General features: G+C 59.6%; 25 protein-coding genes. 14 read left to right on the top strand and 11 right to left on the bottom strand.

Annotated features, from left to right (window positions below):
- Positions 1-127: 127 nt before the first annotated feature.
- The 7 genes from folK to dksA all read right to left on the bottom strand — a co-directional run bounded on the left by folK (position 128) and on the right by dksA (position 8,778).
- Positions 128-613, bottom strand: coding sequence for a 2-amino-4-hydroxy-6-hydroxymethyldihydropteridine diphosphokinase (folK, locus tag AC19YS_RS16130; protein WP_200623877.1), 486 nt, complete (start codon positions 611-613; stop codon positions 128-130).
- A gap of 2 nt (positions 614-615) precedes the next feature.
- Positions 616-2,019: a polynucleotide adenylyltransferase PcnB gene (locus AC19YS_RS16125; protein WP_106579242.1), complete on the bottom strand. Its 1,404-nt coding sequence runs from the start codon at positions 2,017-2,019 to the stop codon at positions 616-618.
- Between the two features lie 708 nt (positions 2,020-2,727).
- Positions 2,728-4,167, bottom strand: a complete 1,440-nt coding sequence (locus AC19YS_RS16120; protein ID WP_106579241.1) for a sigma-54-dependent transcriptional regulator — start codon at positions 4,165-4,167, stop codon at positions 2,728-2,730.
- A gap of 22 nt (positions 4,168-4,189) precedes the next feature.
- Entirely contained in the window at positions 4,190-7,144 is a 2,955-nt protein-coding gene (locus AC19YS_RS16115) for a sensor histidine kinase (protein WP_162530298.1), read from the bottom strand.
- Positions 7,128-7,304, bottom strand: a complete 177-nt coding sequence (locus tag AC19YS_RS16110) for a hypothetical protein (RefSeq protein WP_003176118.1) — start codon at positions 7,302-7,304, stop codon at positions 7,128-7,130. Before AC19YS_RS16110 ends, AC19YS_RS16115 begins: the two co-directional genes overlap by 17 nt.
- A gap of 62 nt (positions 7,305-7,366) precedes the next feature.
- A complete protein-coding gene (gene gluQRS, locus AC19YS_RS16105; RefSeq protein ID WP_500602229.1) occupies positions 7,367-8,254 on the bottom strand; it encodes a tRNA glutamyl-Q(34) synthetase GluQRS in 888 nt (295 codons plus the stop codon).
- A gap of 83 nt (positions 8,255-8,337) precedes the next feature.
- Entirely contained in the window at positions 8,338-8,778 is a 441-nt protein-coding gene (gene dksA / locus AC19YS_RS16100; protein WP_034100675.1) for an RNA polymerase-binding protein DksA, read from the bottom strand.
- 320 nt (positions 8,779-9,098) lie between these two features.
- On the opposite strand from dksA, the gene AC19YS_RS16095 reads away from it, so the two are divergent.
- Both AC19YS_RS16095 and sfsA read left to right on the top strand, forming a co-directional pair.
- Complete coding sequence (locus AC19YS_RS16095) at positions 9,099-10,271, top strand: pyridoxal phosphate-dependent aminotransferase (RefSeq protein WP_106579238.1); 1,173 nt, start codon at positions 9,099-9,101, stop codon at positions 10,269-10,271.
- Positions 10,271-10,984: a DNA/RNA nuclease SfsA gene (gene sfsA, locus AC19YS_RS16090; RefSeq protein WP_179676715.1), complete on the top strand. Its 714-nt coding sequence runs from the start codon at positions 10,271-10,273 to the stop codon at positions 10,982-10,984. The genes AC19YS_RS16095 and sfsA overlap by 1 nt, the downstream gene beginning before the upstream one ends.
- Here the strand turns inward: sfsA and AC19YS_RS16085 are convergent.
- Positions 10,981-11,298: a Rieske (2Fe-2S) protein gene (locus AC19YS_RS16085; RefSeq protein ID WP_119741079.1), complete on the bottom strand. Its 318-nt coding sequence runs from the start codon at positions 11,296-11,298 to the stop codon at positions 10,981-10,983. The two genes, sfsA and AC19YS_RS16085, sit on opposite strands and share 4 nt — an antisense overlap.
- 83 nt (positions 11,299-11,381) lie before the next feature.
- Between AC19YS_RS16085 and AC19YS_RS16080 the strand changes: the two genes are divergently transcribed.
- From AC19YS_RS16080 to AC19YS_RS16070, 3 genes are read left to right on the top strand one after another with little or no spacing between them, the layout of a single operon-like run.
- On the top strand, positions 11,382-12,260 hold the full coding sequence (locus AC19YS_RS16080) for a heme/hemin ABC transporter substrate-binding protein (RefSeq protein ID WP_404485006.1): 879 nt from the start codon (positions 11,382-11,384) through the stop codon (positions 12,258-12,260).
- On the top strand, positions 12,257-13,294 hold the full coding sequence (locus tag AC19YS_RS16075; RefSeq protein WP_106579234.1) for a FecCD family ABC transporter permease: 1,038 nt from the start codon (positions 12,257-12,259) through the stop codon (positions 13,292-13,294). Before AC19YS_RS16080 ends, AC19YS_RS16075 begins: the two co-directional genes overlap by 4 nt.
- Positions 13,294-14,061, top strand: a complete 768-nt coding sequence (locus tag AC19YS_RS16070) for a heme ABC transporter ATP-binding protein (RefSeq protein WP_472526604.1) — start codon at positions 13,294-13,296, stop codon at positions 14,059-14,061. The genes AC19YS_RS16075 and AC19YS_RS16070 overlap by 1 nt, the downstream gene beginning before the upstream one ends.
- 255 nt (positions 14,062-14,316) lie before the next feature.
- Here AC19YS_RS16070 and AC19YS_RS16065 read toward each other — a convergent pair whose 3' ends face one another.
- The 3 genes from AC19YS_RS16065 to AC19YS_RS16055 form a co-directional block, all read right to left on the bottom strand.
- A complete protein-coding gene (locus tag AC19YS_RS16065; RefSeq protein WP_010562703.1) occupies positions 14,317-14,589 on the bottom strand; it encodes a TfoX/Sxy family protein in 273 nt (90 codons plus the stop codon).
- Between the two features lie 203 nt (positions 14,590-14,792).
- Positions 14,793-15,137, bottom strand: a complete 345-nt coding sequence (locus tag AC19YS_RS16060; RefSeq protein ID WP_106579232.1) for a pentapeptide repeat-containing protein — start codon at positions 15,135-15,137, stop codon at positions 14,793-14,795.
- Between the two features lie 93 nt (positions 15,138-15,230).
- Positions 15,231-16,787: a bifunctional aminoglycoside phosphotransferase/ATP-binding protein gene (locus tag AC19YS_RS16055; protein ID WP_119741082.1), complete on the bottom strand. Its 1,557-nt coding sequence runs from the start codon at positions 16,785-16,787 to the stop codon at positions 15,231-15,233.
- Between the two features lie 118 nt (positions 16,788-16,905).
- Between AC19YS_RS16055 and mrcB the strand changes: the two genes are divergently transcribed.
- From mrcB to msrQ, 9 genes are all read left to right on the top strand, one after another.
- On the top strand, positions 16,906-19,230 hold the full coding sequence (gene mrcB / locus AC19YS_RS16050; protein WP_106579230.1) for a penicillin-binding protein 1B: 2,325 nt from the start codon (positions 16,906-16,908) through the stop codon (positions 19,228-19,230).
- Positions 19,231-19,246: 16 nt separating this feature from the next.
- Positions 19,247-19,981, top strand: coding sequence for a tetratricopeptide repeat protein (locus AC19YS_RS16045; RefSeq protein ID WP_119741084.1), 735 nt, complete (start codon positions 19,247-19,249; stop codon positions 19,979-19,981).
- Positions 19,981-20,310: a YqcC family protein gene (locus tag AC19YS_RS16040; RefSeq protein ID WP_095013553.1), complete on the top strand. Its 330-nt coding sequence runs from the start codon at positions 19,981-19,983 to the stop codon at positions 20,308-20,310. Before AC19YS_RS16045 ends, AC19YS_RS16040 begins: the two co-directional genes overlap by 1 nt.
- A 431-nt stretch (positions 20,311-20,741) precedes the next feature.
- Positions 20,742-22,466, top strand: coding sequence for an acetolactate synthase 3 large subunit (locus AC19YS_RS16035; protein WP_106579404.1), 1,725 nt, complete (start codon positions 20,742-20,744; stop codon positions 22,464-22,466).
- Between the two features lie 2 nt (positions 22,467-22,468).
- Positions 22,469-22,960 carry an acetolactate synthase small subunit gene (gene ilvN, locus AC19YS_RS16030; protein WP_003176102.1) on the top strand — a complete coding sequence of 164 codons (492 nt, stop codon included), beginning with the start codon at positions 22,469-22,471 and terminating at the stop codon, positions 22,958-22,960.
- A 47-nt stretch (positions 22,961-23,007) separates the two neighbouring features.
- Positions 23,008-24,024 carry a ketol-acid reductoisomerase gene (gene ilvC / locus AC19YS_RS16025; RefSeq protein WP_003176099.1) on the top strand — a complete coding sequence of 339 codons (1,017 nt, stop codon included), beginning with the start codon at positions 23,008-23,010 and terminating at the stop codon, positions 24,022-24,024.
- A gap of 144 nt (positions 24,025-24,168) precedes the next feature.
- Positions 24,169-25,026 carry a CDP-diacylglycerol--serine O-phosphatidyltransferase gene (gene pssA, locus AC19YS_RS16020; protein WP_500602228.1) on the top strand — a complete coding sequence of 286 codons (858 nt, stop codon included), beginning with the start codon at positions 24,169-24,171 and terminating at the stop codon, positions 25,024-25,026.
- 63 nt (positions 25,027-25,089) lie between these two features.
- Complete coding sequence (msrP, locus tag AC19YS_RS16015; protein WP_119741086.1) at positions 25,090-26,103, top strand: protein-methionine-sulfoxide reductase catalytic subunit MsrP; 1,014 nt, start codon at positions 25,090-25,092, stop codon at positions 26,101-26,103.
- The gene (gene msrQ, locus AC19YS_RS16010; protein WP_200623876.1) at positions 26,103-26,723 is read left to right on the top strand and encodes a protein-methionine-sulfoxide reductase heme-binding subunit MsrQ; all 621 of its coding nucleotides are present in this window, start codon (positions 26,103-26,105) and stop codon (positions 26,721-26,723) included. The genes msrP and msrQ overlap by 1 nt, the downstream gene beginning before the upstream one ends.
- Positions 26,724-26,857: the final 134 nt, after the last annotated feature.

Genomic DNA, 26,857 nt, shown 5'->3' with positions numbered 1-26,857 from the left:
GACCAATTTTGACGGCCTGTGAGATCAAATGTGGGAGCGGCTTGCTCGCGAATGCGCTGGGTCAGTCAATGCTTGTAGCGACTGGGTTCGCCGCATTCGCGAGCAAGCTGCTCCCACGCGGACTGCATCAGGCGCTAGAGAGGCGTTCCAGGCCGACAAACGGGCAGGACTTCAACAGCTCCGCGAGGGTTCGGCCGTCGGGCAGTTGCAACTCAGCGGGGGCCAGTTCGGCCAGCGGGTACAACACGAACGCGCGCAGGTGCATCTGGTAGTGAGGCACTTTGAGGCGCGGCTCGTCGATCAAGCGATCGCCAAACAGCAGGATATCCAGATCCAGCGTACGCGGGCCCCAACGCTCGAGACGTTCGCGGCCCTGGCCGTTTTCGATGGCTTGCAGTGCATCGAGCAGCGCCAGTGGCGCAAGGCTGCTGTCCAGGGCCGCGACCGCATTGGTATAGCGCGGCTGACCGGGGAGCAGGGAGTCACTCTGATAGAAGTCGGACACACCGACGAGGGCGGTGCCTGGCAATAGCGCCAACGCCGCAATGGCGCTGCGCAATTGCTGGTCCGGGGCAGCGAGGTTGCTGCCCATACCGATATAGATACGTTCCACGTTTATTCGCCTGCAGCGCCCGAGGCATCGGCAGACGTGCGTTTGCGCTTGCTGGAGCTGCGACGACGCTTCTTCGGCCCATCGCTGGCGCCATCACCTTTGCTGCCAAGGTCACGAATCATGTCGCGGCGCTGGCTGTCGTTGGCGTCCTGGTAGTCGGTCCACCATTCGCCCAGGCCGTCGGTTTGCTCGCCGGCGCTTTCGCGCAGCAGCAGGAAGTCGTAGCCAGCACGGAAGCGCGGGTTGTCCAGCAGCAGGTCGGCGCGTTTGCCGCTGCGCCGTGGCAGGCGCTCCTGCATGTCCCAGATCTCGCGGATCGGCAGGGTGAAACGTTTTGGAATGGCGATGCGTTGGCATTGCTCGGCGATCAGTTCGTGCGCAGCTTCCTGCATGGCAGGAATCGGCGGCATGCCACGGTCCTGCAGGCGCAGTACGCGTTTGGGCAGGGCCGGCCACAACAGGGCGGCAAACAGGAACGCCGGGGTCACCGGTTTGTTCTGTTTGATGCGCAGGTCGGTATTGATCAAGGCTTCGCTGATCAGCGTGTGGGTGTACGTCGGGTTGTATTCCAGAGCCTCGGCGCTGGCCGGGAACAATGGATCGAACAACTGCAGGTCGACGAGCATTTCGAACGTGTCGGCGGCGTACCCCGAGAGGAACAGCTTGAGCACTTCTTCGAACAGGCGTGCCGAAGGGATTTCCCGCAGCATGGGCGCCAGTTCGCGAATCGGCGCGGCCGTGTGTTTCTCGATACCGAAATTCAGCTTGGCGGCAAAACGCACCGCTCGCAGCATGCGCACCGGGTCTTCCTGGTAGCGCTGCGTCGGGTCGCCGATCAAACGGATCAGATTGTTGCGAATGTCGTGTACGCCATTGGCGTAATCGAGGATGCGCTCGCTGACCGGATCGTAATACAAGGCGTTGATGGTGAAGTCGCGGCGTTGCGCGTCTTCTTCCAGGGTGCCGTAGACGTTGTCGCGCAGGATGCGGCCGCTCTCGTTGCGGGAAGACTGGTTGGTGTCTTCCTCTTCATCGTTTTGCGGGTGGCCGGCGCGGAACGTGGCGACCTCGATGATTTCGCGGCCAAAGTGGATATGCACCAATTTGAAGCGGCGACCGATGATTCGCGCGTTGCGAAATTCGGCACGCACTTGCTCGGGCGTGGCGCTGGTGGCGACGTCAAAATCCTTGGGTGTGATATTGAGCAACATGTCACGTACACAGCCGCCCACCAGATAGGCCTGGTAGCCGGCGTTCTGCAAACGTTCGACGATGTTCACCGCATAGCGGCTGAATTGAGCACGCTGCAATGAATGCTGATTGCTGTTAAGCACTTCAGGCGTGCTGCGAATGTGTTGCGTACGACGCAAGGGAGAACGGAATGACTGGAACAACTTCTTCAGCATGGGATGCACTGTTTGAAGGAATGTTCGGCCATAACGAAGAATGACCGCATGATGGGCCGGGATTCTAGCATTTAGTCGAGGGATGGTGTAGGAACAAGCTGCAGGCCTTGCGCCATAAGCTTAAAAGAAAGGGGAACCGGCCAAATGCCGGAAACTACAAGGGGAGCCGAAGCTCCCCCAGAAGTAGTTGCGTGCTCTATTTTTATTATTGATTTCGGGCTTCTTGTTTTTGTTGATCGCCCTCGCCATGAAGCTTCACCTTCATGACACTCCCAATCGGGAGCCAAGAGCAAACGGATTGCTTTGGTCGCTGTGTTGCTGATCTACGATCCAACCAGTTCAGGCTCTGCCTTAGGGCAGTTTTTGTTGTTCTCGGCCTGGTTGCGGGGCAAGCCCCAAATGCAACGCCTCTCCAAAAGAATCAGTTAGCTGCGCCTCCGCCGTGTTGTTTTTATTGTGCGTGAGTCGATACGTCTTATTTTTATTGTCTGGTACTAAGCTTGTTATTGTTTTTGTACTAAGCATATAGCAGGGTGCGTGCCAACTTTTGTGCCGCCTAGCAAAACCGGGGGTGTGAGGCGCTTTCGGGGTTTTTGGGGGCGAAAAAAAGCCGGGGCTTCGTTACCGTAAGCCCCGGCTTTTGTTACGTGAAAATTCAGCGGTAACAGTTTTTTCACATCTGAGGGTGTTACCTGTGGGGGCGCACCCTCAACTCTCGCTGGCCACGCCGGTCTTGCGTCGCGGAATGCCCAGGCGCTGGCGGCGTTCCCACAGGCACTTGCGGCTCACGCCCAGCTTGCGTGCCAGCTCGGTCTCGGTCATGTGGTCCTGGTGCTCAAGAACGAAGTGCTGGAAGTAATCTTCCAGTGACAAATCTTCCGTCGGCTCGTGGCTGGTATTGCTACCGCCGCCCTGTTGTGGGGCCAGGCCGATGAAATCGTCGTCTTCCAGGTCACTCAGCTCGATGTCGATGCCCAGCAGCTCGGCAGAAATCTCCGGGCTCTCCGACAGAATGACCGCGCGCTCGACCGCGTTCTCAAGTTCTCGCACGTTACCCGGCCACGAGTAGTGACGAATCGCCTGCTCGGCGTCCGGGGCAAACTTGAGGTCGGTACGGTTGATCCGTGCGCTCTGGCGCAGCAGGAAGGCGCTGGCGATTTCGTTGACGTCTGCGCCACGCTCACGCAGGGCCGGCAGCTTGAGGGCGATCACGTGCAGGCGGTAATACAAGTCTTCACGGAACTGGCCGATCTTGGCCAGGCTCTTGAGGTCGCGGTGGGTCGCTGCGATCAGGCGAACATCGACTTTTTGCGATTGCACCGAACCTACGCGGCGAATTTCGCCTTCCTGCAACACGCGCAGCAAGCGCGCCTGGGCTTCCAGCGGCAGTTCGCCGATTTCGTCGAGGAACAAAGTGCCGCCGTCCGCCGCTTCGACCAGGCCCGCACGCCCGGCGCTGGCGCCGGTAAATGCGCCTTTCTCGTGGCCGAACAGTTCGGACTCGATCAGTGATTCAGGGATCGCCGCGCAGTTCACCGAGATCATCGGCGCCTTGGCGCGCTTGGACAGGTTGTGCAGGGCACGGGCGACCAGTTCTTTACCGGTGCCCGACTCGCCCTGAATCAATACATTGGAGTCGGTGGGCGCGACTTTGCGAATCTTGCTGTACAGGTCCTGCATCGGTGGGCAGGAGCCGATAATGCCGATTTCGCCGTTGCTGTTGTTGACGCCCGGCTTGTCCGCACCGTTGGCGGTCTTGCCGGCGGGGCGCTGTTCGGCGGGCGCGCTGCTGGCCGACTGACGGTCGCGCAGAATGCGGGCCACGGCCTGCAGCATTTCGTCGTGGTCGAAAGGCTTGGCGATGTAATCCACCGCGCCCATCTTCATCGAGTCCACCGCCGAACGCAGGCTGGCGTAACTGGTCATGATCAGCACCGGGGTGCCCTGGCCAAGCTTGATCAGCTCGGTGCCTGGCGCGCCCGGCAAGCGCAGGTCGCTGACAATCAGGTCGAACGTGGGAATGCTGAATCGCTCTTGGGCTTCCTGCACCGAGCCGGCTTCGCTGACCTGGTACTGATTACGTTCAAGCAGGCGACGCAAGGCAGAGCGGATAATTGTTTCGTCTTCGACGATCAAAATGTGCGGCATTGATTCAATTCTCTCGACGGTCTCAGTTCACAGCGGACGTCGCTTCGACATGACGCGGCAAGGTCACCCGAATACGGGTGCCGCGTTGGCTTTCGGTGTCAGCCGGGCTGTCGATGGTGATTTGTCCATAATGCTCTTCAACGATGGAATAGACCAGTGCAAGGCCCAGACCGGTACCTTCACCCGGGTCCTTGGTGGTGAAGAAAGGTTCGAACAATCGGTCCATGATGTTCTGTGGAATACCGCTGCCTTCATCCTCCACGATCAGATCGACCGTGTGCTCGAAAGCCTCGCTCTTGACGCGTACCGCGCTGTGCGGCGGGGAAGCGTCACGGGCATTGGACAGCAAGTTGATCAACACCTGCGCCAAGCGTTGGGAATCGCCGTCGACCCAGTGGTCCGGGTCGCACAGATTGAAGAACTGGACTTCGAAATTGCGCCGGTTCAAGGCCAGCAGCCCTATGGCATCCTGTGCAACTTCGGCCAGGCACACGGCCTCGTCCTGATTCTGATGAGCGCCGGCATGGGCGAAGCTCATCAATGACTGCACGATGCGGGAAACGCGCTTGGTCTGCTCAAGGATTTGCCCGCTGATTTCGGTGATTTCGCCGTCCTCTTCGCGCTCTTCCCGCAGGTTCTGCGCCAGGCAGGCGATACCGGTGATCGGGTTGCCAATCTCATGGGCCACGCCTGCCGCCAAACGACCAATGCTGGCCAGGCGCTCGGAGTGCACCAGCTTGTCTTCGAGCATTTGCGTGTCGGTCAAGTCTTCGACCAGCAGCACCAGGCCGCTGTTGCCGGGTGCCAGCGGTTCGTCGATCGCCGCTTTGTGCAGGTTGAGCCACCGCGTCTGGCCGTCGAGTGCCAAGTGCTGCTTGTGCAAATGCTCGTCGGGCAGGTTGATAAAGCCTTGCAGCAGTTCTTTCCACGGATCGCCCAAGGTGTTCAGGCGCGAACCCACTACCCGCTGGGCGGCGATGCCGGTCAATTCTTCCATGGCCTTGTTCCACATCAGGATCTCTTGATCCTTGGCCAGGGAGCACACGCCCATCGGCAGTTCCTGCAGGGTCTGGCGGTGGTAGCGGCGCAGCGCATCGAGTTCGGCGGCAAGGCCGGTGAGGCGCGAGTGGTAATCCTCCAGCCGGCTCTCGATGAAATGGATGTCTTCGGTGACGTAGTTTTCGCCGCCAGCCTTGTAGGGCAAGAACGTTTCGACCATGTCTTGGGACACACTTGGCCCCATCAGGCCGGACAGGTTGGCCTCGATACGGTCACGCAAGCGCCGCAGCGCATACGGGCGGCGCTCGTCGAACGGCAGGTAGAGGTCGCGCAGTGCCTGTTCGACTTCCTTTTGCGCGGCTTTCGCACCCAGCGGCTTGGCCAGTTGCGTGGCGAACTCCTGGGGCGAGGCGGCGTGCAGCTCGCGGCGTTGCGGGCGGCGCACGTTGTCCACCGCGCAGGCTTCGGCGGCGCTGGTTTCTTCGGGACTGGCGTTGGTGAACAGCGAGATCAAGGTGAACATCAAGACGTTGGCAGCCAATGAAGCGATGGCGGCCATGTGCCAACTGGTGTCGTCCAGCACGTAAATCATGTTCAGCAACGGAATGTAGAAGCCCTGCAGGTTGCCGACCAGCGGCAGCAGCATGGTAACGATCCACACCAGAATCCCCGCCAGCAGACCGGCGATAAAGCCGCGGCGATTAGCGGTCGGCCAATACAGCACCGACAACACGCCCGGCAGGAACTGCAAGGTGGCAACGAACGCAACGATGCCGAGGTTGGCCAGGTCTTGCCCGGCGCCCAGCAACAGGTAGAAGCCATAGCCGGCCATGATGATCGCGACAATCAGCGCGCGGCGCGTCCACTTCAGCCAGCGGTAGATGTTGCCTTCGGCTGGCGGCTGATACAGCGGCAGCACCAGGTGGTTGAGCGCCATGCCCGACAACGCGAGCGTGGTGACGATGATCAAGCCGCTGGCCGCCGACAAACCGCCGACATACGCCAGCAACGCCAGGGATTTGCTGTTGGCGGCAATACCGACGCCGAGGGTGAAGTATTCCGGGTTGGTGGTTGCGCCCAGCTTGAGGCCGGCCCACAGGATCAGCGGCACGGCCAGGCTCATCAGCAGCAGGAACAGCGGCAGGCCCCAGCTGGCGCTGACCAATGAGCGCGGATTGAGGTTCTCGGTGAAGGTCATGTGGTACATGTGCGGCATCACGATCGCCGAGGCGAAGAACACCAGCAACAGCGTGCGCCATGGGCCTTCCTGCAACGGCGTGTGCAGGGCGGCGAGGGCGGTCTGGTTTTGCAGCAGCCACAGCTCCAGCTGTTGCGGGCCGTCGAACACGCCATACAGCGCATACAAGCCGACGCCGCCGATGGCGATCAGCTTGATCACCGACTCAAAGGCAATCGCAAACACCAGGCCCTCGTGTTTTTCACGGGTGGCGATATGGCGTGAGCCGAAGAAAATCGTGAACAGCGTGATCAGCGCGCAAAAGGCCAGCGCGACGCGATGCTGCACCGGCTCACGGGTCAAGATGCTGATGGAATCCGCCACGGCCTGGATCTGCAGGGCCAGCAGCGGCAATACGCCGAGCAACATGAAAATCGTGGTCAGCGCGCCGGCCCAGGTGCTGCGAAAACGGAAGGCAAACAGGTCCGCCAGGGATGACAGTTGGTAGGTGCGGGTGATTTTCAGGATCGGGTACAGCAACACCGGCGCCAGCAGGAATGCGCCGGACACCCCAAGGTAGCTGGACAGGAAGCCGTAGCCGTACTGATAGGCCAGGCCCACGGTGCCATAAAACGCCCAGGCGCTGGCGTAAACGCCCAGGGACAATGTGTAGGTCAACGGATGGCGAATGATCGCCCGCGGAATCATTCCGCGCTCACTGATCCAGGCCACGGCGAACAGCGCGGCCAGGTAGGCGGCGCTGATCAGCAGCATCTGGGTGAGGCTAAAGCTCATCGGCATCTTTTTGGCTCTGCAGGATGAAGGTCACGACGATCAGGATCAGCCACAGCAGATAAGGGCGATACCAGGCGCCCGTGGCGTCGATCCACCAATCCATGATGGCGGGGGAAAACAGGTAGATCCCGACGACCAGCAGCAGGACCAATCGATAGATGTACATGTTGGCCTCTGATTAAAAAACTGCGGCGATGGTAACGGATGGCTGGCAAGCTGCAAGCGCCTTCAGCTCAATTGCGCTTCGGCCAGCGTGAGTGTGCGCGGGATCAGGGTTGCATCCCAGTGCGCAATGCCCCAATCGAGCAGCTCCCGTGGGCTGGCGTGCAGCAGTTCAGCGCCGGTGGGCTGGCCGAGGGCGCGCAATGCCCTTAACAGCAAAGGCGTGGCTTGGTCCGGTGTCAACGGCGCAGAACGGTAGGTTTTGCCCAACTTGTTACCGTCCGGCTGCACGATCAACGGCACGTGCAGGTAGCGCGGCTGGCGCAGGCCCAGCAGTTCTTGCAGGTAGAGCTGGCGTGGCGTGGAATCGAGCAGGTCGGCACCGCGCACGATGTCGGTCACACCTTGCCAGGCGTCGTCGAGCACGACGGCCAATTGATAGGCATACAAGCCGTCGCGGCGACGGATGACGAAATCACCTACATCGCGGCCCAGGTGCTGTCGGAATTCACCCTGTACGCGGTCGGTAAAGTGGTATTCCAGCTCGGGCACGCGCAGGCGGATGGCCGCGTCTTGCTGATCGTGCCCGGCATTGCGGCATAAACCCGGGTAAATTCCGTGGTAGGGCTCCAGCTGTTTGCGCGAGCACGTGCAGGCGTAGGCCAGGCCGTGGTTGAACAGGCCGTCGAGGACTTTGGCGTAGGCATCATGCCGTTCGCTTTGTCGGACCAGTTCGCCATCCCACTCAAAGCCGTAGCTTTCCAGGGCGTGCAGGATCGCCGTCTGGGCGCCGGGTTCTTCACGCGGTGGGTCGAGGTCTTCCATGCGCATCAGCCAGCGGCCTTGGTTGGCGCGGGCATCGAGGTAGGAAGCGAGGGCGGCAACCAGCGAGCCGAAATGCAAATGGCCGCTGGGCGTGGGGGCGAAACGCCCGATATAGGTAGAGGCTGTCATGGGCCGGATACTACTGGAAAATCGGTAAACGCCAGAAACAAAAATGGGGCGTTTGCACGCCCCATTCGTTCAGCCCGGCAGGATTACTTGCCGACCTGTTTTTCCTTGATTTCAGCCAAGGTCTTGCAGTCTACGCACAGGTCCGCGGTTGGGCGGGCTTCCAGGCGGCGAATACCAATCTCGACGCCGCAGGATTCGCACCAGCCATATTCCTCGTCTTCGATCAGTTGCAGCGTTTTGTCGATTTTCTTGATCAGCTTGCGTTCACGATCACGGGCGCGCAGTTCGAGGGCGAATTCCTCTTCCTGGCTGGCACGGTCTGCCGGGTCCGGGAAGTTGGCGGCTTCGTCCTTCATGTGGTCAACGGTGCGGTCGACCTCTTGCATCAAGTCCTGCTTCCACTTTTGCAGGATCTTGGTGAAGTGCTGGCGCATGGGCTTGCCCATGTACTCCTCACCTTTCGTTTCGACGTAAGGTGTGAAGCCACTGAGGCTCTGCTGCTGTTGCTTTGCTTGGGTGGACATGAATAGACCGCCTCTCACTCTTCTAATCCATTGCGCAGGATTGCAACGTCACCGACACCTGCCGGCCCTGCGGCTGCAAGCGGGCGAACTTACCAGATAGATTCGGGGTGCGCCACTCCCGGTTGTCGAGGCCCAACTTGGCGGGGGTGCAAACTGCAACAGCCCGCCATGGCTGGGTATAGCGTGTCTCGAATGTTGATTTTAGTCGTTTTGCAAGCGCTTGCTCGGTTCGTCATGGACGGCCGAGCAGGCAATAGAGCATGTTTTACCGCGAGGGTTCGGTAGAATCCTGATTTTGTCCTCACCGTTAAGGAAGGCTAATGGCTCAGCCCTACAGTGCGCGCAGTCGCGCCATCGAACCTTTTCATGTCATGGCGCTGCTGGCGCGAGCCAATGAGCTGCAGGCAGCCGGCCATGATGTGATCCATCTGGAGATCGGCGAGCCGGATTTCACCACGGCCGAGCCCATCATCCAGGCCGGCCAGGCGGCGTTGGCCAACGGCAAGACCCGCTACACCGCAGCGCGCGGGTTGCCGGAGTTGCGAGAGGCCATCAGCGGTTTCTACCAGCAGCGCTACGGGCTGAACATTGATCCTGAACGCATTCTGATCACCCCCGGTGGTTCCGGTGCGTTGCTGCTGGCGAGCAGCCTGCTGGTCGATCCGGGCAAACATTGGTTGCTCGCCGACCCAGGCTATCCGTGCAACCGACATTTTCTGCGCTTGGTGGAAGGCGCGGCGCAACTGGTGCCGGTTGGCCCGGACGTGCGCTACCAATTGACTGCCGAGCTGGTGGCCAAACACTGGGACCAGGACAGCGTGGGCGCGTTGGTCGCGTCTCCGGCCAACCCCACCGGCACGATCCTTACACGCGACGAGTTGGCGGGGTTGTCCAGTGCAATCAAGGCGCGCGACGGCCACTTGGTGGTGGATGAGATCTATCACGGCCTCACGTACGGCACCGATGCCGCCAGCGTGCTGGAAGTGGACGACGACGCGTTCGTCCTGAATAGTTTTTCGAAGTATTTCGGCATGACCGGCTGGCGCCTCGGTTGGCTGGTGGCGCCGCCTGCGGCGGTGGGTGAATTGGAAAAGCTTGCGCAAAACCTCTACATCAGCGCGCCGAGCATGGCCCAGTACGCGGCACTGGCGTGTTTTACCCCGCAAACGTTGAGCATTCTGGAGCAGCGCCGCGCCGAATTCGGTCGCCGTCGGGATTTCCTGCTGCCCGCCCTGCGCGAACTAGGATTCGGTATCGCCGTTGAGCCCGAAGGGGCGTTCTACTTGTATGCCGATATCAGCGCGTTCGGCGGTGATGCCTTCGCGTTCTGTCGGCATTTCCTCGAAACCGAACACGTGGCGTTTACGCCTGGGCTGGATTTTGGCCGCTATCAAGCCGGCCACCATGTGCGTTTTGCCTACACGCAAAACATCGATCGGCTACAACAGGCGGTAGAGCGTATCGCCCGTGGTTTGCGGAGCTGGCAAGGCTGATGCGTTTTCATCCTCCTCTCGAAGAAGCGCGGCTTATCCGCCGCTACAAGCGTTTTCTCACCGATATCGAGACCGTTACCGGCGAGTTGCTGACGATTCACTGCCCGAATACCGGCTCGATGCTCAATTGCATGGTGGAAGGTGGCCAGGTCTGGTTCAGTCGCTCTTCGGACCCCAAGCGCAAGTTGCCCGGCACCTGGGAAATTGCCGAAACGCCGCAGGGCCGATTGGCGTGCGTCAACACGGCGCGCGCCAACCAATTGGTCGAGGAGGCATTGCGCGCCGGGGTCATCACTGAGCTCAACGGGTTTACCGCCTTGAAGCGCGAAGTGCCTTATGGCCAGGAGAAAAGCCGCATCGATTTTCGTCTCGATTACCCGCAAGGCGCGGCGTTTGTCGAAGTCAAAAGTGTCACCCTGGGCTTTGATGGCACGGCGGTAGCAGCCTTTCCCGATGCGGTAACGCAGCGCGGCGCCAAGCACCTGCGCGAGTTGGCGCACCTGGCGCGTGACGGGGTGCGGGCGGTGCAGTTGTATTGCGTGAACCTGTCGGGAATAGAGGCAGTACGCCCAGCGGTTGAAATCGACGCCGGTTACGCTGCGGCATTGCGGGAGGCCAAGGCCGCCGGTGTGGAGGTGTTGGCCTACGGTGTTCGCGTCACGCCTGAGGAAATTGTTGTGGAACGTCGTTTGGACGTACTGATCAGCGACTAGAGTTGCACCCACAGGCCCTGTGCGTCTTCGCGGCCGGGCAGGGCGGTGAGGCTCTGGCCCGCACAGGGACCGGCGATGCACTCGCCGCTTTCGATCAGGAACAGCGCGCCGTGAGTGGCGCACTGGATCAGGCTGGCGCTGGTGTCGAGGAACTGATCGGGTTGCCATTCCAGCGCGATGCCGCGATGGGGGCAACGGTTGATATAGAAGTAGGCGACGCCGTCCCGGCGCACGGCCAGCAGTTTGCAACCGTCGATCTCAAAGCCGAGGCTGCTGTTGGCTGCAAGGGCGTCGGAGGTGCAGAGAAACTTCATTTCAATCCTTAAGTGCCTTGACGTTCAAATGCAAACAATTATCAAATGCCGGCTTCGCCCCGCCCCTGGAAGGAAACCCTGTCATGCGTCTGAGTACCAGCGCTATTGCGTTTGTTGCCTCACTGCTGGTCCACCATGGGGCGCAAGCCTCTGAACTGCCGCAACGCTGGGTGAGTGCCGGTGGAGCGCTATCTGAATGGGTGACAGCCTTGGGCGGCGAATCGAAACTGGTAGGCGTGGATACTACCAGCCAGCACCCGGAATCGCTGAAAGCCTTGCCGAGCATAGGTTATCAGCGCCAGTTGTCGGCGGAGGGCATTCTTAGCCTGCGCCCGCAAGTACTGGTCGGCACCGAGGAAATGGGGCCGCCGCCGGTACTGGCGCAGATTCGCGGCGCCGGCGTGCAGGTCGAAATGTTTTCGGCCGAGCCGGACCTCCCGACCCTGAAAGGCAACTTGCAGCACCTTGGCAAGTTGCTGGGCAGCGAGGCTAAAGCCAACGAATTGTTTACTGGATATGAACAAGCGCTCGAGCAGCAGAAGCGCTGGGTCACTCAGGCCCAGGCCACGCAAAAAGCCCCGGGTGTGCTGTTGGTGCTCGGTCATGCAGGCGGCAAGCCGCTGATCGCAGGTAAAGACACCGCCGCCGACTGGCTGTTGCAGCAGGCGGGCGGGCGTAACTTGGCCACCCATACCGGCTACAAACCTTTTTCGGTGGAGTCGTTGGCGGGACTGAGCCCTGATGTGCTGGTATTCGCTGACCGTGCCTTGACGGGCGATGCCGCGCGCGCGGCTCTGTTTAAGGAAAACCCGATTTTGGCCTCAACGCCGGCGGCCAAAAATGGCCGGGTGTTTGAGCTGGACCCCACCCTGCTGGTGGGCGGCCTGGGCCCGCGTGTGCCGCAAAGCCTGGTGCAACTGTCTGCCGGGTTCTATCCGTCCCAGGCTAAACCTGCTCCATGACCACTCTGGTTAAGCCGAAAACGCTGTTTGTCGGCCTGGCGCTGTTGTGTGTATTGGCGATCTGGCTCTCATTAGCCTTGGGGCCGGTCAGCCTGCCGTTGCTGGATACACTCAGGGCCGCGTTGCGCTTGATGGGCGTGCCGATTGCAGCCGACGGCCTGGAGCAGGCCGAATTGATCCTGGGGCAGATTCGCCTGCCGCGCACATTGCTTGGCCTGGCGGTCGGCGGCGTGCTGGCATTGTCGGGCGTGGCGATGCAGGGTCTGTTTCGTAACCCGCTGGCAGATCCCGGGCTGGTCGGGGTGTCGAGTGGCGCGGCGCTGGGGGCGGCGATTGCAATTGTCGGTGGCTCGTTTTTTGGCGGGCTGCCGGACGCATTCGGGCCTTACCTGCTGTCGCTGTGTGCGTTTCTCGGTGGTTTGGGGGTGACTGCCCTGGTCTATCGTCTGGGGCGCCGTAACGGCCAGACCAATGTTGCGACGATGTTGCTTGCCGGCATCGCGCTCACGGCCCTCGCCAGCTCGGCGGTCGGGCTGTTTACCTATTTGGCCGACGACGCCACCCTGCGCACCCTGACTTTCTGGAACCTGGGCAGTCTCAATGGCGCGAGCTACTCGCGGTTATGGCCGTTGCTGCTGGTGAGCGCTGGTGTCGCGCTCTGGTTGCCGCGCCGCGCCAAGGCGCTGAATGCATTGTTGCTGGGCGAGTCCGAGGCCAGTCACCTGGGAATTGATGTGGAAGGGCTCAAGCGTGAGCTGGTGTTCTGCACCGCCCTGGGTGTAGGGGCGGCAGTGGCGGCGGCGGGGATGATCGGGTTTGTCGGGCTGGTGGTACCGCACTTGGTGCGGCTGCTGGCGGGGCCCGACCATCGAGTGCTGTTGCCCGCCTCGGTGCTGGCCGGCGCGAGTTTGCTGCTGTTTGCGGATTTGGTGGCGCGCCTGGCCCTGGCACCTGCGGAGTTGCCGATCGGCATTGTGACGGCGTTTATCGGTGCGCCGTTTTTTCTTTATCTGTTGTTGCGAGGACGCGCCTGATGCTGCGAGTGGAAGCGCTGCAGATCCGGCGTGGCCGCAAGACTGTGTTGGCCGATGTCAGCCTGGACCTGTTACCGGGCCAGGTACTTGGCGTGCTGGGCCCTAACGGTGCTGGCAAAAGCACCTTGCTCAGCGCGCTGTGCGGTGAGCTGCACCCTGATCAGGGCAAGGTATGGCTGGATCAGCAGGCGCTCAAGAGCTGGAGCGGCCCGCAGCGTGCCCAGCGCTTGGCGGTGTTGCCGCAAACCTCGACCCTGGATTTTGCGTTTCGCGTGGAAGAAGTTGTCGGCATGGGGCGTTTGCCGCATCAGACCGGGCGCGTGCGTGATGACGAGATCATCCGTGCGGCCTTGCAGGCGGCGGACATCGGCCATTTGAGCGGCCGCAGCTACCTGGCGTTGTCTGGCGGGGAGCGCCAACGTGTGCACCTGGCGCGGGTATTGGCGCAACTATGGCCGGGCGAGGCGGGACAGACGTTGCTGCTGGATGAGCCGACGTCGATGCTTGACCCTCTGCATCAGCACACGACGTTGCAGGCTATTCGCAGTTTTGCCGATCGAGGCGCGGCCGTACTGGTGATCCTCCATGACCTGAATCTGGCAGCGCGTTACTGTGATCGCATTCTGCTGCTGGAAGGCGGGCGTCCGCACGCCTTGGATACGCCCGCAAACGTCTTGCGACCTGAACCGCTCAAAGCGGTGTTTGGGCTGGATGTGTTGGTGCAGCCGCACCCGGAGCGTGGGCATCCGTTGATTATCGCGCGCTGAGACTCGCGGCTTTATAGGCGTTTTACAGGCAAAAAAAGACCCGGCAAGAGCCGGGTCAAATAACCGTGATTAGCCTGATGAGGAGATAATCTGAGAGTCCGAACCAATGGTCTTTCAGTTATCGGCTGATCTCGCGACCAGTTGTGATAATCATAACGATTCTCATTTGAGAGTCAACATTTGTTTTTGCTCGACCTGCGGAATTTCTCAAGCAGGCGTTCGTAATGCCCGTAAACGTTGAGTTTTATCGCTGAGCTAATTCTTCTGACGTGCCGAAATCGCATCCAACTGGCGGTTCAGCGCTTCCTTTCGCTCCGCGGGAATGTCGTTCCAGTGCACATCCATCAATGCGCCTTCAATGGCATACAGCAATACTTTCGAGGCCCGGAATCCGCGAGTTCGCACTGCCCGGTAGGCATCGACCGCTCCCAGGCGGCGCAAGTCGGAAGCGCTGTGGATGCCCACCGCATGCAGCCACTGCGCCGACGTCTTGCCAAGGTTTTTCAGGTGTTGCAGCTCATCGTTCATCAAGCCTCCTTGCGACGGCCGAATGGTGCGGTGGGTATCGTGACCAGGCAAGCCTGAAAAGGAGTGTAGCGCTCAGTAGGAAAAGCGTAGTTCTTTGGTCAGGAACGGCTGAAACGCTTATAAGAATGGTCAGGAGGTTTTACGCAGGGGCAGGGCGAACCACCCGGCACGCTTGATGCGTAGCCGGGGGCGGGCATGTGACGTCACTTGGTGCGATAGCGCAGGCGAGTACCGAAATTAACCGACATGAGGATCTCGTCAGCGGTCAGTTCAGGTGGAAAGTAGGTGCCGGAAATTTGCGCATGCGCCAGGCTGGCGCCTTCCAATGAGCAGTCGCGTAGATCCAGGCCACGCAGGTCGGCAGAACGGAAATACGCGTCGGTGAAATCTACACCCGTGGCGTTCAGGTCGCGCAGGTCCAGCCCGCGAAAGTCACCGCCACGCATGTCGATGCTGCCGTCTTTAGGCCGTTCCTGGTTGAAGCCTCGAATGTCGTCCTTGTGCAGGAGCGCGTAGAGCGGAGTATCAAGAAGCTTGGGCTGACTCATGACGGCGACTCCTGTTGGAATTATGACGCCATTATAGTGCCACTATTGCTCGGTCGTGCACCGTAGATCGGTGACACGACCAAGAAATATTTCTTACAGGCCTGGCAGGCGCTGGCGGATATGCGCCACCAAGGCATCCAGGGTTCCGCTTTCATTGGTCTCTACACGCTTGCTCAGCAGCAGTTCTTCAGCGGTCAGCGGGTCGCGGTTGGCCTGCTGCTCTTCGATGATGGTCAGCGTCGCGTCGGAAGGGTCGTTCTTATCCGCCTGACGTTGTGCCAACCAGCTGGCGATAACGGCTTGCGGTGCGTTGCAATCCAGGATCAGGAATGGCGCGCCGGTGGCCTCGGCAATCTTCGCAGCAGCGTCGCGCTGTTCACGTTTGAGGAAGGTGGCATCCAGTACGACCGGGTAGCCGGCGCGCAAGACGATATCGGCGATTTCATTCAGGCGAGCATAGGTTGCTGCGCTGGCGTCGGCAGCATAGATGCCGGCCTGTGGTGTGTTTTCAACATGCTGTTCGCCAAACAGGCGTTTGCGTTCCACGTCCGAGCGCAGGCGCACGGCACCCAACGCTTCCACCAGACGCATGGCTACGTGGCTCTTGCCGACTGCCGATACGCCGTGGGTAATCGCCAGGAAGCGCGAAGGAATAGTGCTGTAGCTTTCGGCCAGGTTGGCGTAGTTGCGGTACTGGCGCAGGGTGGTGGCGCGCTGCACCGGGCTTGCCTCGCTCGGCATGCTGAACAGTGCAACCTTGGCGCGTACCAGCGCCCGGTACGCTTTATAGAAGTTCAGCACTTCCAGGCCTTGGTAATCGCCGGTCAATTCCAGGTATTGGCTGATAAAGCGACGCGCCAGGGATTTGAGGCCACGGTCTTCCAGGTCCATCGCCAGAAAGCCGGTGTCGGCGTACACATCGGTGAAGCGGAACGGCTCGTTGAACTCGATGCAGTCGAAGATGACGACTTGGCCGTCGATCATCGTCGCATTACCCAAGTGGATATCGCCGTGACATTCACGCGTAAAGCCATCCTGCTTGCGCTGCGCCAGCAGAGGCTTGAGGCGCTCGAAGCTGCTTTCGGCCCAGGCTTGCAGAGCTTCCAGCTGTGCCAGATCGGCCTTGTCGCTGAGGAAAGGGCGGATCTGATCGAAGTTCTGGCGCACTGGCGCCATCACCTCGTCCGGGGTGCCGGCCGGGTGCGCCTGTGGAACCTTTGGTGCGGTGAGGTGGAAGTGCGCAATCTGCTTGGCCATTTCGTCAATATGTGCGCTGGTGAGTTCGCCGTTGGCTTGCAAGGTGCTCAGCAGTTGGCTTTGCGGGAACTGGCGCATTTTCAGCGCGTACTCGATTACCGGGCCATCGCCGCCCAGTTGCGGGGCCTCGGCGGTGCCGGTAATCGGCAACACTTCAAGGTACAGATCTTCGGTCAGGCGCTGGTTGAGGCGAAGTTCTTCGTTGCAGAAGTGCCCCCGGTCATCCAGTTGGGTGAAATCCAGAAAGCCGAAGTTCATCGGCTTCTTCAGTTTATAAGCGAAGGGGCCAGTCAGAATGACCCAGGAAATATGGGTCTCGATAACGTGAAACGCTTCAACCGGATGGGGATACAAAGCCGGGTTTTGCAGGGCAGCGATCAGGGACTGGCTCACGGGCGATCCTTCAAAGTCTGGGGGAAATCATGGCGGGCATTATGGCTGTTACAGCCGGTCGTGCAAACCGCTGTCCGGCTCATGTTGATCATCAATAAAGTGCGTATAATCCGCCGCCATGACTCGAACCCGATCTCCCCGTTCCCGTAAAAAACCTCCTTCCCGCGGCCTGCGCCCGTGGCTGGGCTGGGCGCTCAAGCTCAGCCTGGTGGGCCTTGTAGTGCTCGCCGGCTTCGCGGTGTACCTCGACGCTGTGGTCCAGGAGAAGTTCTCCGGCAAGCGCTGGACCATTCCGGCCAAGGTGTACGCACGCCCGCTGGAACTGTTCACTGGCCAGAAGCTGAGTAAAGATGATTTCCTGACCGAGCTCGACGCGTTGGGTTACCGCCGCGAAGCCGTGAGCAATGGCCCTGGCGCTGCGGCCGTCAGCGGCAATACCGTCGACTTGAACACCCGCGGCTTCCAGTTCTACGAAGGCCTGGAAAAAGCCCAGCCGGTACGCGTGCGCTTCTCTGGCGATTACGTCGCCGAGCTGTCCTCGCTCAATGGTTCGAAGTTGCCTGTGGTGCGCCTGGAGCCGCTGCTGATCGGCGGCATTTACCCAAAGAACCTGGAAGATCGCATCCTGATCAAGCTCGATCAGGTGCCGCCGTATCTGCTTGAAACACTCGTTGCCGTCGAAGACCGCGACTTCTACAGCCACTGGGGTGTGTCGCCGAAGTCGATTGCCCGCGCCATTTGGGTCAACACTTCTGGCGGCAAGATGACGCAGGGTGGCAGTACGCTGACGCAACAATTGGTCAAGAACTTCTACCTGACCAACGAGCGCAGCCTGACCCGCAAACTCACCGAAGCCATGATGGCGATGCTGCTGGAGCTGCATTACAGCAAGCAGGAAATCCTCGAGGCTTACCTCAACGAAGTATTCGTCGGTCAGGATGGCCAGCGCGCCGTTCACGGCTTTGGCTTGGCCAGTCAGTTCTTCTTCGGTCAGCCATTGTCCGAGTTGAAATTGCATCAGGTTGCGTTGCTGGTGGGTATGGTCAAGGGGCCGTCCTATTACAACCCGCGTCGCAACCCGGAGCGTGCGCTTGAGCGTCGCAACCTGGTGCTAGATGTACTCGAGCAGCAGGGCGTGGCTACCGCTGAACAAGTCGCGGCGGCGAAGAAAATGCCACTGGGTGTGACAACCCGCGGCAAGTTGGCTGACAGCTCCTTCCCAGGCTTTATCGACCTGGTCAAACGTCAGTTGCGCGAAGATTACCGCGACGAAGACTTGACCGAAGAAGGCTTGCGGATCTTCACCAGCTTCGACCCGATTTTGCAGATGAAAGCCGAAGCGTCGGTCAACGACACCTTCAAACGCTTGACCGGCCGCAAGGGCTCCGATGAAGTCGAGGCGGCCATGGTGGTGACCAACCCCGAAACCGGTGAAGTCCAGGCCATGATCGGCAGTCGCCAGGCCAGTTTTGCCGGTTTCAACCGCGCGCTGGATGCCGTGCGGCCGATCGGCTCGCTGGTCAAGCCTGCGGTCTACCTGACGGCCCTGGAAAAACCGAGCAAATACACCCTGACCAGTTGGCTGTCGGATGACCCGTTGTCGGTCAAAGGTGCTGATGGCCAAGTGTGGACGCCGCAGAACTTCGATCGCCGCTCTCACGGGACGGTGTTCCTGTATCAGGGCCTGGCGCATTCCTACAATATCTCCACGTCGCGCCTCGGGCTGGAAGTTGGGGTGCCGAATGTGTTGAAAACCCTGGGTCGCCTGGGCATCAATCGTGAGTTCCCGTCGTTCCCATCGATGCTGTTGGGCGCTGGCGCCATGACCCCGATGGAAGTGGCCACGATGTACCAGACTCTCGCCAACGGCGGCTTCAATACCCCGATGCGCGGTATCCGCAGCGTGCTGACTGCCGAGGGCGAGCCGCTCAAGCGCTATCCGTTCCAGATTCAGCAGCGCTTTGATGCAGGCTCCATTTACCTGATCCAGAACGCCATGCAGCGCGTAATGCGCGAAGGCACCGGGCGTTCGGTTTACAGCGTGCTGCCGTCGAACCTCACGTTGGCGGGCAAGACCGGTACCAGTAACGATTCGCGTGACAGCTGGTTCGCGGGCTTCGGCCAGGACGTGCTGGCCGTGGTTTGGCTGGGGCGTGACGACAATGGCAAGACGCCGTTCACTGGTGCTACCGGTGCGCTGCAGGTCTGGACCAGCTTTATGCGCAAGGCAGACCCGTTGCCGCTGAACATGCCGCAACCGGACAACATCGTGCAGGCCTGGATTGATCCGCACACGGGGCAGGGCTCCGATGCCAACTGTCCGGGCGCGGTGCAGATGCCGTATATTCGCGGCAGCGAGCCACCACCCGGCGCCGCATGCGGTGGCAGTGCCCCTGCTGACGCGGAATCGGTGATGGATTGGGTCAAGGGCTGGATGAACTAAGCAAAGAGGGTTTCACGTGAACAAGTGGTTGATTCCAGCTATTACAGCTCTGGCAGTGCTCAGCGGTTGCTCCAGCGTGCAGCGCGGTTCGATTCCCGTGGTGGATTCGAGTACCACCGTTTCCAATAACGATCGCATTTCGGCCAACGGCGGCTTCCGTCAGACCGTGGTCAAGCGTCCTACGCAAGCCGCACCGCAAGCCATGCCGCAGGATTCGGGTGTGGTAGTGATGGTGCCGGGCGGTGGTGCTGCAACGTCGGCACCGATCAGCGCCGAGCCGTGGACCCCAGGTCCAAGCACATCGGGGCCGGTTGATTCCACGCCGATCCAGACGGCGCCGGTCAATCAGGGCACCTACAACATGCCGTCGACGCCGAGCGGTATTCCGTCGTCGTCAAGCGCGGGCGGCCTGTCGGCTGATGAGCAACTGGACGGACCCGTGTTGTCGCTGTTGACTACTGCCCAGCAACAGCAGGCCGGTGGTGATTTGAACGGTGCTTCGTCCAGTCTTGAGCGTGCCCAGCGCGTGGCGCCTCGCGAGCCGCAAGTGTTGTATCGCCTGGCCCAGGTGCGTATGGCCCAAGGTGATGCGCCGCAAGCTGAACAGTTCGCCCGTCGCGGCCTGAGCCTGGCCAATGGTCGTCCCGATCTGCAGGCCAACCTGTGGGCCTTGATTGGTGACGCGCGTGCTGCCCAAGGCGATGCCGCCGGTGCTGCGCAGGCTCGGCAGAAAGCCAAGGTCAGCCTCTGATGGATGCACGGTTTCCCGCGATTGCCGAACAGTTATTGCTGATCGAGCGCGAATTGCGCGTGCAGGGCTGGTGGGACGAGGTGTCCCCCAGCGCAGAGGCGCTCAGCAGTGTCGAGCCTTTTTCGGTTGATACCCTGGATTTTCACCAGTGGCTGCAATGGATCTTCCTGGTGCGCATGAAGCAGATCCTCGAGCAGGATCTACCGTTGCCTAATGCGTCGGGGATCCTGGAGATGGCGGAGATGGTTTACGCCGATCGCCCGCTTGAGAGCCTCGGTTTGCGTAACGCGCTGAAAAAGTTCGACCAATTGATCGTCGACGCTCGTTAATTGCCTGACTGCCGGGTTTTCCGGCAGTCTTGCGCACATTTCTACCGCTTGACGACATTCAGGCGAGTTTTATCCCTCCTCAAACCCCTTTAATCTACGTTCTCATGCGCTTAGTTGGAAAAAAGCGCAATTATTGCTTGACTTGAAGGGGCTGAAACAGAAGAATCCAAAGTCCGCTGTATCGGGACTGCCAGAAGCAGACCCGCTCAGCAGATCATGAGGCGCATATCCGCGCCGACCTGTAACACCCGCAACGCGTTACCTCGCGCTGGGTGGGAAAAGCCCGCAACACTTGGGACGATCCCAATACTTGCTCAGTCAGTGCTGACGTAGTCGGCGACCACCGTCGCTCATGCTCTGTTGAGAAGTAAACCTATTAAGACCCGTCGGTTTTTAACGGACGGTATTCTGGCGTTTTAGAGGTGAACAACGTGGAGCTTTTATCTGGCGGTGAGATGCTCGTCCGCTTTTTGCGTGACGAAGGCGTCGACTATATCTACGGGTACCCAGGTGGTGCTCTGCTGCATGTTTACGACGCACTGTTCAAGGAACCGGCTGTTACCCACATCCTGGTTCGCCACGAACAGGCCGCGACCCATATGGCTGACGGTTACGCCCGTGCCACCGGTAAAGCCGGTGTGGTACTGGTGACGTCCGGCCCAGGCGCAACGAATGCCATTACCGGCATCGCGACTGCGTATATGGACTCTATTCCGATGGTGATCATTTCCGGCCAGGTCGCAAGCACCATGGTGGGGACCGATGCATTCCAGGAAACCGACATGATCGGTATCTCCCGGCCGATCGTGAAACACAGCTTCATGATCAAGCATGCCTCGGAAATCCCGGAAGTCATGAAAAAGGCGTTCTACCTCGCACAGTCCGGTCGTCCGGGCCCTGTTGTGGTCGATATCCCGAAAGACATGACCAACCCGGCTGAAAAGTTCGAATACATCTTCCCGAAGAAAGCCAAGCTGCGTTCCTACAGCCCGGCTGTTCGTGGGCACTCGGGGCAAATCCGCAAGGCAGCAGAAATGCTGCTGGCGGCCAAGCGCCCGGTGCTGTACTCGGGTGGTGGCGTGATCCTGGGCGGCGGTTCTGCTCCGCTGACCGAGCTGGCCAAGCTGCTCAATTTGCCAGTCACCAACACGTTGATGGGCCTCGGCGCATTCCCGGGCACGGACCGTCAGTTCGTCGGCATGCTCGGCATGCACGGCAGCTACACCGCCAACCTGGCCATGCACCACGCCGATGTGATTCTGGCAGTGGGCGCGCGTTTTGATGACCGTGTGATCAACGGCGCGAGCAAGTTCTGCCCGAATGCCAAGATCATCCACATCGACATCGACCCTGCGTCGATCTCCAAGACCATCAAGGCTGATGTGCCGATTGTGGGTCCGGTAGAAAGTGTGTTGACCGAGATGGTAGCCGCGCTCAAGGACATCGGCGAAACGCCGAACAAGGAGTCCGTTGCCAGCTGGTGGAAGCAGATCGACGAATGGCGCGGTGACCGCGGCCTGTTCCCTTACGACAAAGGCGACGGCAGCGTCATCAAGCCACAAACCGTGATCGAAACCCTGTGCGAAGTGACCAAGGGCGATGCCTTTGTAACCTCCGATGTGGGTCAGCACCAGATGTTCGCCGCGCAGTACTACAAGTTCGACAAGCCTAACCGCTGGATCAACTCCGGTGGCCTGGGCACGATGGGCTTTGGTTTCCCTGCGGCCATGGGTGTGAAGCTGAGCTTCCCCGACACCGACGTCGCGTGCGTCACCGGTGAGGGCAGCATCCAGATGAACATTCAGGAGTTGTCGACGTGCTTGCAGTACGGCCTTCCGGTGAAGATCGTCTGCCTGAACAACGGCGTACTGGGCATGGTGCGTCAATGGCAGGACATGAGCTACGGCAGCCGTCACTCCCATTCCTACATGGAATCGCTGCCAGATTTCGTAAAATTGGTTGAAGCCTACGGCCACGTCGGCATTCGCATCACCGATTTGAAAGATCTGAAGCCGAAGATGGAAGAGGCGTTCGCCATGAAGGACCGCCTGGTGTTCCTCGATATTCAAGTGGATACCAGTGAGCACGTCTACCCGATGCAGATCAAAGACGGCTCTATGCGCGACATGTGGCTGAACAAGACGGAGCGTACTTAATCATGCGGCACATTATCTCCCTGCTTCTGGAGAACGAACCCGGCGCTCTGTCTCGTGTTGTCGGCCTGTTTTCGCAACGCAACTACAACATTGAAAGCCTGACCGTGGCACCGACCGAAGACCCGACCCTGTCGCGTCTGACGTTGACCACCGTGGGCCACGATGAGGTGATCGAGCAGATCACCAAGAACCTCAACAAGTTGATCGAAGTGGTCAAGCTGGTCGATCTTTCGGAAAGTGCCCACATTGAGCGTGAGCTGATGTTGGTTAAGGTCAAGGCTACGGGTGCCCAGCGTGCCGAGATTAAACGGACTACTGATATTTATCGCGGGCAGATCGTCGATGTGAGCGCCAGCGTTTATACCGTTCAACTGACCGGTACAAGCGACAAGCTGGACAGCTTCATCCAGTCGATCGGGACGGCCTCGATTCTGGAAACCGTACGCAGTGGTGTCACCGGGATTGCCCGTGGCGACAAAGTACTCAGCATCTAACCCAAATTAGCGAATGGCCTTACGGCCTGGATATATAGAGGAACCTCATGAAAGTTTATTACGATAAAGATTGTGACCTGTCGATCATCCAGGGCAAGAAAGTCGCCATCATCGGCTACGGTTCCCAGGGCCACGCCCAAGCGTGCAACCTGAAAGATTCCGGCGTTGACGTCACTGTCGGCCTGCGCAAAGGCTCGGCCACTGTTGCCAAGGCTGAAGCCCATGGCCTGAAAGTGACCGACGTTGCTTCCGCCGTTGCTGCTGCTGACCTGGTCATGATTCTGACCCCGGACGAGTTCCAGTCCGCGCTGTACAAGAATGAAATCGAGCCGAACATCAAGAAGGGCGCCACCCTGGCCTTCTCCCACGGCTTCGCGATTCACTACAACCAGGTTGTTCCACGCGCTGACCTCGACGTGATCATGATCGCGCCGAAAGCCCCGGGCCACACCGTGCGTTCCGAGTTCGTCAAAGGCGGCGGTATCCCTGACCTGATCGCGATCTACCAGGACGCCTCGGGCAACGCTAAAAACGTTGCACTGTCCTACGCAGCTGGCGTGGGTGGCGGTCGTACCGGCATCATCGAAACCACCTTCAAGGACGAGACTGAAACCGACCTGTTCGGCGAGCAAGCCGTTCTGTGCGGCGGTACCGTTGAGCTGGTCAAAGCTGGTTTCGAAACACTGGTTGAAGCTGGCTACGCGCCAGAGATGGCCTACTTCGAATGCCTGCACGAACTGAAGCTGATCGTTGACCTCATGTACGAAGGCGGTATCGCCAACATGAACTACTCGATCTCCAACAACGCCGAATACGGCGAGTACGTGACTGGCCCGGAAGTGATCAACGCCGAGTCCCGTCAGGCCATGCGCAACGCCCTGAAACGTATCCAGGACGGCGAATACGCCAAAATGTTCATCAGCGAAGGCGCAACCGGCTACCCTTCGATGACCGCCAAGCGTCGTAACAACGCCGCTCACGGTATCGAAGTCATCGGCGAGCAACTGCGCTCCATGATGCCGTGGATCGGTGCCAACAAGATCGTCGACAAAGCCAAAAACTAAGTCGTACGCATCAACAGAAAACGCGGCTTAGGCCGCGTTTTTTCGTTTGAGGGGCTGGTTCTGGTATAAAGCTGCATCGTTTGCGGGCGAACACTCGCCGCAAGTTTCTGTCGAATTTTTTCACACCGTTGCAAGGTAAAATCCATGAGCGAACGTCCCGAAGAGCCACGCCAGGCCTCTGACGCCGAAAGCCTGCTGCCGATCGATGAGCATGTCGAAGAAGGGCATGACGCGGAAGGTCGCAAGGTCCGGCATCGTGGCATCTATCTTCTGCCTAACCTGTTCACCACCGCGAACCTGTTTGCCGGCTTCTATTCCATCATCAACTCCATGAGTGCCCAAAGTGCGCTGGCGGCGGGTGATGCGGTGAGTGCCAGCAAGTATTTCGGTTTTGCCGCCATCGCAATCTTTGTGGCCATGGTGCTTGATGGCCTTGATGGCCGCGTGGCGCGCATGACCAACACGCAAAGTGCCTTTGGCGCCGAGTACGACTCGCTGTCGGACATGGTCGCTTTCGGGGTTGCACCGGCGCTGCTGGCGTTTGCCTGGGCGCTGGGAGATATGGGCAAGGTCGGCTGGATGGTCGCCTTCATCTATGTCGCCGGCGCCGCTTTGCGTCTGGCGCGCTTCAATACCCAGGTGGGTACCGCTGACAAGCGTTACTTCATTGGCCTTGCCAGCCCCGCGGCTGCAGGCGTCGTGGCAGGTATTGTCTGGGCATTCAGTGACTATGGAATCCAGGGCTCGAAAATGTCGTTCCTGGTGGCCTTGATGGTGGCTGCGGCTGGCATGCTGATGGTCAGCAACATCAAGTACAACAGCTTCAAGGAGTTCGACCTCAAGGGCCGCGTGCCTTTCGTAGCGATCCTGGTGGTGGTGCTGGTGTTTGCTGTAGTGTTCAGCGACCCGCCGCGTATCCTGCTGCTGGCGTTCCTGGTCTACGCCGCTTCGGGGCCGATTCAGTACTTGCTGCATCTGCGCCGCGACAAAACATTGTCTTAATGTAATGTCCGCCATACTCCGCAGTCTATTGGTGCATCAGTCCTCCAATGCTGCGGAGTTGCCATGTTAATCAAGATCCCCAAAGCGTCCGATTGTCACGAATCGGATGTCACGCCTGAATCCTTCTATTTATCTCGCCGTAGCTTGCTCGGTGGTGCGCTTGCTGGCGTCGCTGCCAGTACCTTGCCGCGCTGGGCCAGTGCTGACGATGCAGCGCGTTACGCCGACGTCGAGCCTGGCAATGCGCCGAGTTGGTTTGCCCAAAAGCTGCCAGGCACCCAGTGGCAGGCTGTTACGGTAAAGGACGAAGCCATTACGCCGTTCAAGGACGCAACCCACTACAACAACTTCTATGAATTCGGTACGGACAAGGGTGACCCGGCGAAGAACGCGGGTTCACTCAAGACCGAGCCCTGGAGTGTGGTGATTGATGGAGAGGTGGGCAAGCCGGGGCGTTATGCCCTGGAAGACTTCATGAAGCCTTATCAGTTGGAGGAGCGCATCTACCGTTTGCGCTGTGTCGAGGCGTGGTCGATGGTGATTCCGTGGATGGGTTTCCCCCTTTCAGCCTTGCTCAAGCAGGTGGAGCCGACCTCTAAAGCCAAGTTCATCCGTTTTGAAACGCTCCAAGACCCCAAAAGTATGCCGGGGCAGCGCTCAAGCTTTGGCTTGATCGACTGGCCATATGTCGAAGGGTTGCGCCTGGATGAGGCGATGAACCCATTGGCTATCCTTGCCGTTGGCATGTACGGGCGTGAACTGCCTAACCAGAACGGCGCACCACTGCGTCTGGTGGTGCCGTGGAAGTATGGCTTCAAGAGTGTGAAGTCGATTGTGCGGATCAGTCTTGTAAGCGAACAACCCAAGACGACCTGGCAGAGCATCGCGGCCGATGAGTATGGGTTCTACGCGAACGTGAATCCTACGGTCGACCATCCTCGCTGGACTCAGGCGCGAGAGCGTCGTCTGCCCAGCGGCCTGTTCAGCCCGAACGTGCGTGAGACGCAGATGTTCAATGGCTACTCGGATGAGGTCGCTTCTCTTTATACGGGCCTCGATCTGCGGAAGAATTACTGATGCGTTATCCGATCTGGCGTGTCGGCGTCTTTATAGCCGCGGCGATTTGGCCATTTTTCTGGTTGTACGAGGCATGGAATTCTGTGCTCGGGCCTGATCCAGGCAAAGTGCTGATGGATCGGTTGGGGCTTGGGACCTTGATTCTGTTGCTGATCACGCTGGGCATGACACCATTGCAGAAGCTCAGCGGTTGGGCGGGGTGGATTGCTGTCCGCCGACAGCTGGGACTCTGGTGTTTTGCGTATGTGGTTTTGCACCTGGCGGCTTACTGCGTCTTTATCTTGGGGCTTGATTGGTCGCAACTCGGGGTGGAGCTGCGTAAGCGGCCCTACATTATTGTGGGCGCGTTGGGCTTCCTCTGCTTATTGGTGTTGGCAGTGACCTCCAATCGCTATAGCCAGCGTCGACTTGGCAGTCGTTGGAAGAAGCTGCATCGCTTGGTGTATGTGATCCTTGGGCTAGGTTTGCTGCATATGCTGTGGATTGTGCGGGCCGATCTGAAGGAGTGGGCGATATATGCATCTATAGGTGTGCTGCTTTTGGTGCTGCGTATTCCGCCTGTCATGCGCTGGATTCCCCGCCTTATCGCGAAAAAACCAGTTTCTGCACCAAAAGCGTAATTAGTGCTTGACGGCAGATTCTGGAAGTCTATAATTCGCCCCACTTCCGGCGCAGTCGAAACGGAAAACTCCTTGGTAAACAAAGAGTTACGCAGAATTCGACAGCGAGTTGCTTCAGTTCATCGAAGCCCAGA

Source organism: Pseudomonas sp. MF08831 (assembly GCF_059862645.1).
Note: the sequence above shows the minus strand (reverse complement) of the source record. Positions and strands in the feature narration are given on the sequence as shown.

Bases quoted from the DNA above. Each gene is read 5' to 3' on its own strand.
- AC19YS_RS16125 (WP_106579242.1), bottom strand. From the start codon at position 2,019: ATGCTGAAGAAGTTGTTCCAGTCATTCCGTTCTCCCTTGCGTCGTACG.
- ilvC (WP_003176099.1), top strand. From the start codon at position 23,008: ATGAAAGTTTATTACGATAAAGATTGTGACCTGTCGATCATCCAGGGC.
- AC19YS_RS16070 (WP_472526604.1), top strand. From the start codon at position 13,294: ATGCTGCGAGTGGAAGCGCTGCAGATCCGGCGTGGCCGCAAGACTGTG.
- AC19YS_RS16065 (WP_010562703.1), bottom strand. From the start codon at position 14,589: ATGAACGATGAGCTGCAACACCTGAAAAACCTTGGCAAGACGTCGGCG.
- AC19YS_RS16115 (WP_162530298.1), bottom strand. From the start codon at position 7,144: ATGCCGATGAGCTTTAGCCTCACCCAGATGCTGCTGATCAGCGCCGCC.
- msrQ (WP_200623876.1), top strand. From the start codon at position 26,103: ATGCGTTATCCGATCTGGCGTGTCGGCGTCTTTATAGCCGCGGCGATT.
- sfsA (WP_179676715.1), top strand. From the start codon at position 10,271: ATGCGTTTTCATCCTCCTCTCGAAGAAGCGCGGCTTATCCGCCGCTAC.
- AC19YS_RS16120 (WP_106579241.1), bottom strand. From the start codon at position 4,167: ATGCCGCACATTTTGATCGTCGAAGACGAAACAATTATCCGCTCTGCC.
- mrcB (WP_106579230.1), top strand. From the start codon at position 16,906: ATGACTCGAACCCGATCTCCCCGTTCCCGTAAAAAACCTCCTTCCCGC.
- AC19YS_RS16095 (WP_106579238.1), top strand. From the start codon at position 9,099: ATGGCTCAGCCCTACAGTGCGCGCAGTCGCGCCATCGAACCTTTTCAT.
- AC19YS_RS16080 (WP_404485006.1), top strand. From the start codon at position 11,382: ATGCGTCTGAGTACCAGCGCTATTGCGTTTGTTGCCTCACTGCTGGTC.
- AC19YS_RS16075 (WP_106579234.1), top strand. From the start codon at position 12,257: ATGACCACTCTGGTTAAGCCGAAAACGCTGTTTGTCGGCCTGGCGCTG.
- pssA (WP_500602228.1), top strand. From the start codon at position 24,169: ATGAGCGAACGTCCCGAAGAGCCACGCCAGGCCTCTGACGCCGAAAGC.
- msrP (WP_119741086.1), top strand. From the start codon at position 25,090: ATGTTAATCAAGATCCCCAAAGCGTCCGATTGTCACGAATCGGATGTC.
- AC19YS_RS16060 (WP_106579232.1), bottom strand. From the start codon at position 15,137: ATGAGTCAGCCCAAGCTTCTTGATACTCCGCTCTACGCGCTCCTGCAC.
- dksA (WP_034100675.1), bottom strand. From the start codon at position 8,778: ATGTCCACCCAAGCAAAGCAACAGCAGCAGAGCCTCAGTGGCTTCACA.
- AC19YS_RS16040 (WP_095013553.1), top strand. From the start codon at position 19,981: ATGGATGCACGGTTTCCCGCGATTGCCGAACAGTTATTGCTGATCGAG.
- AC19YS_RS16085 (WP_119741079.1), bottom strand. From the start codon at position 11,298: ATGAAGTTTCTCTGCACCTCCGACGCCCTTGCAGCCAACAGCAGCCTC.
- AC19YS_RS16110 (WP_003176118.1), bottom strand. From the start codon at position 7,304: ATGTACATCTATCGATTGGTCCTGCTGCTGGTCGTCGGGATCTACCTG.
- ilvN (WP_003176102.1), top strand. From the start codon at position 22,469: ATGCGGCACATTATCTCCCTGCTTCTGGAGAACGAACCCGGCGCTCTG.
- gluQRS (WP_500602229.1), bottom strand. From the start codon at position 8,254: ATGACAGCCTCTACCTATATCGGGCGTTTCGCCCCCACGCCCAGCGGC.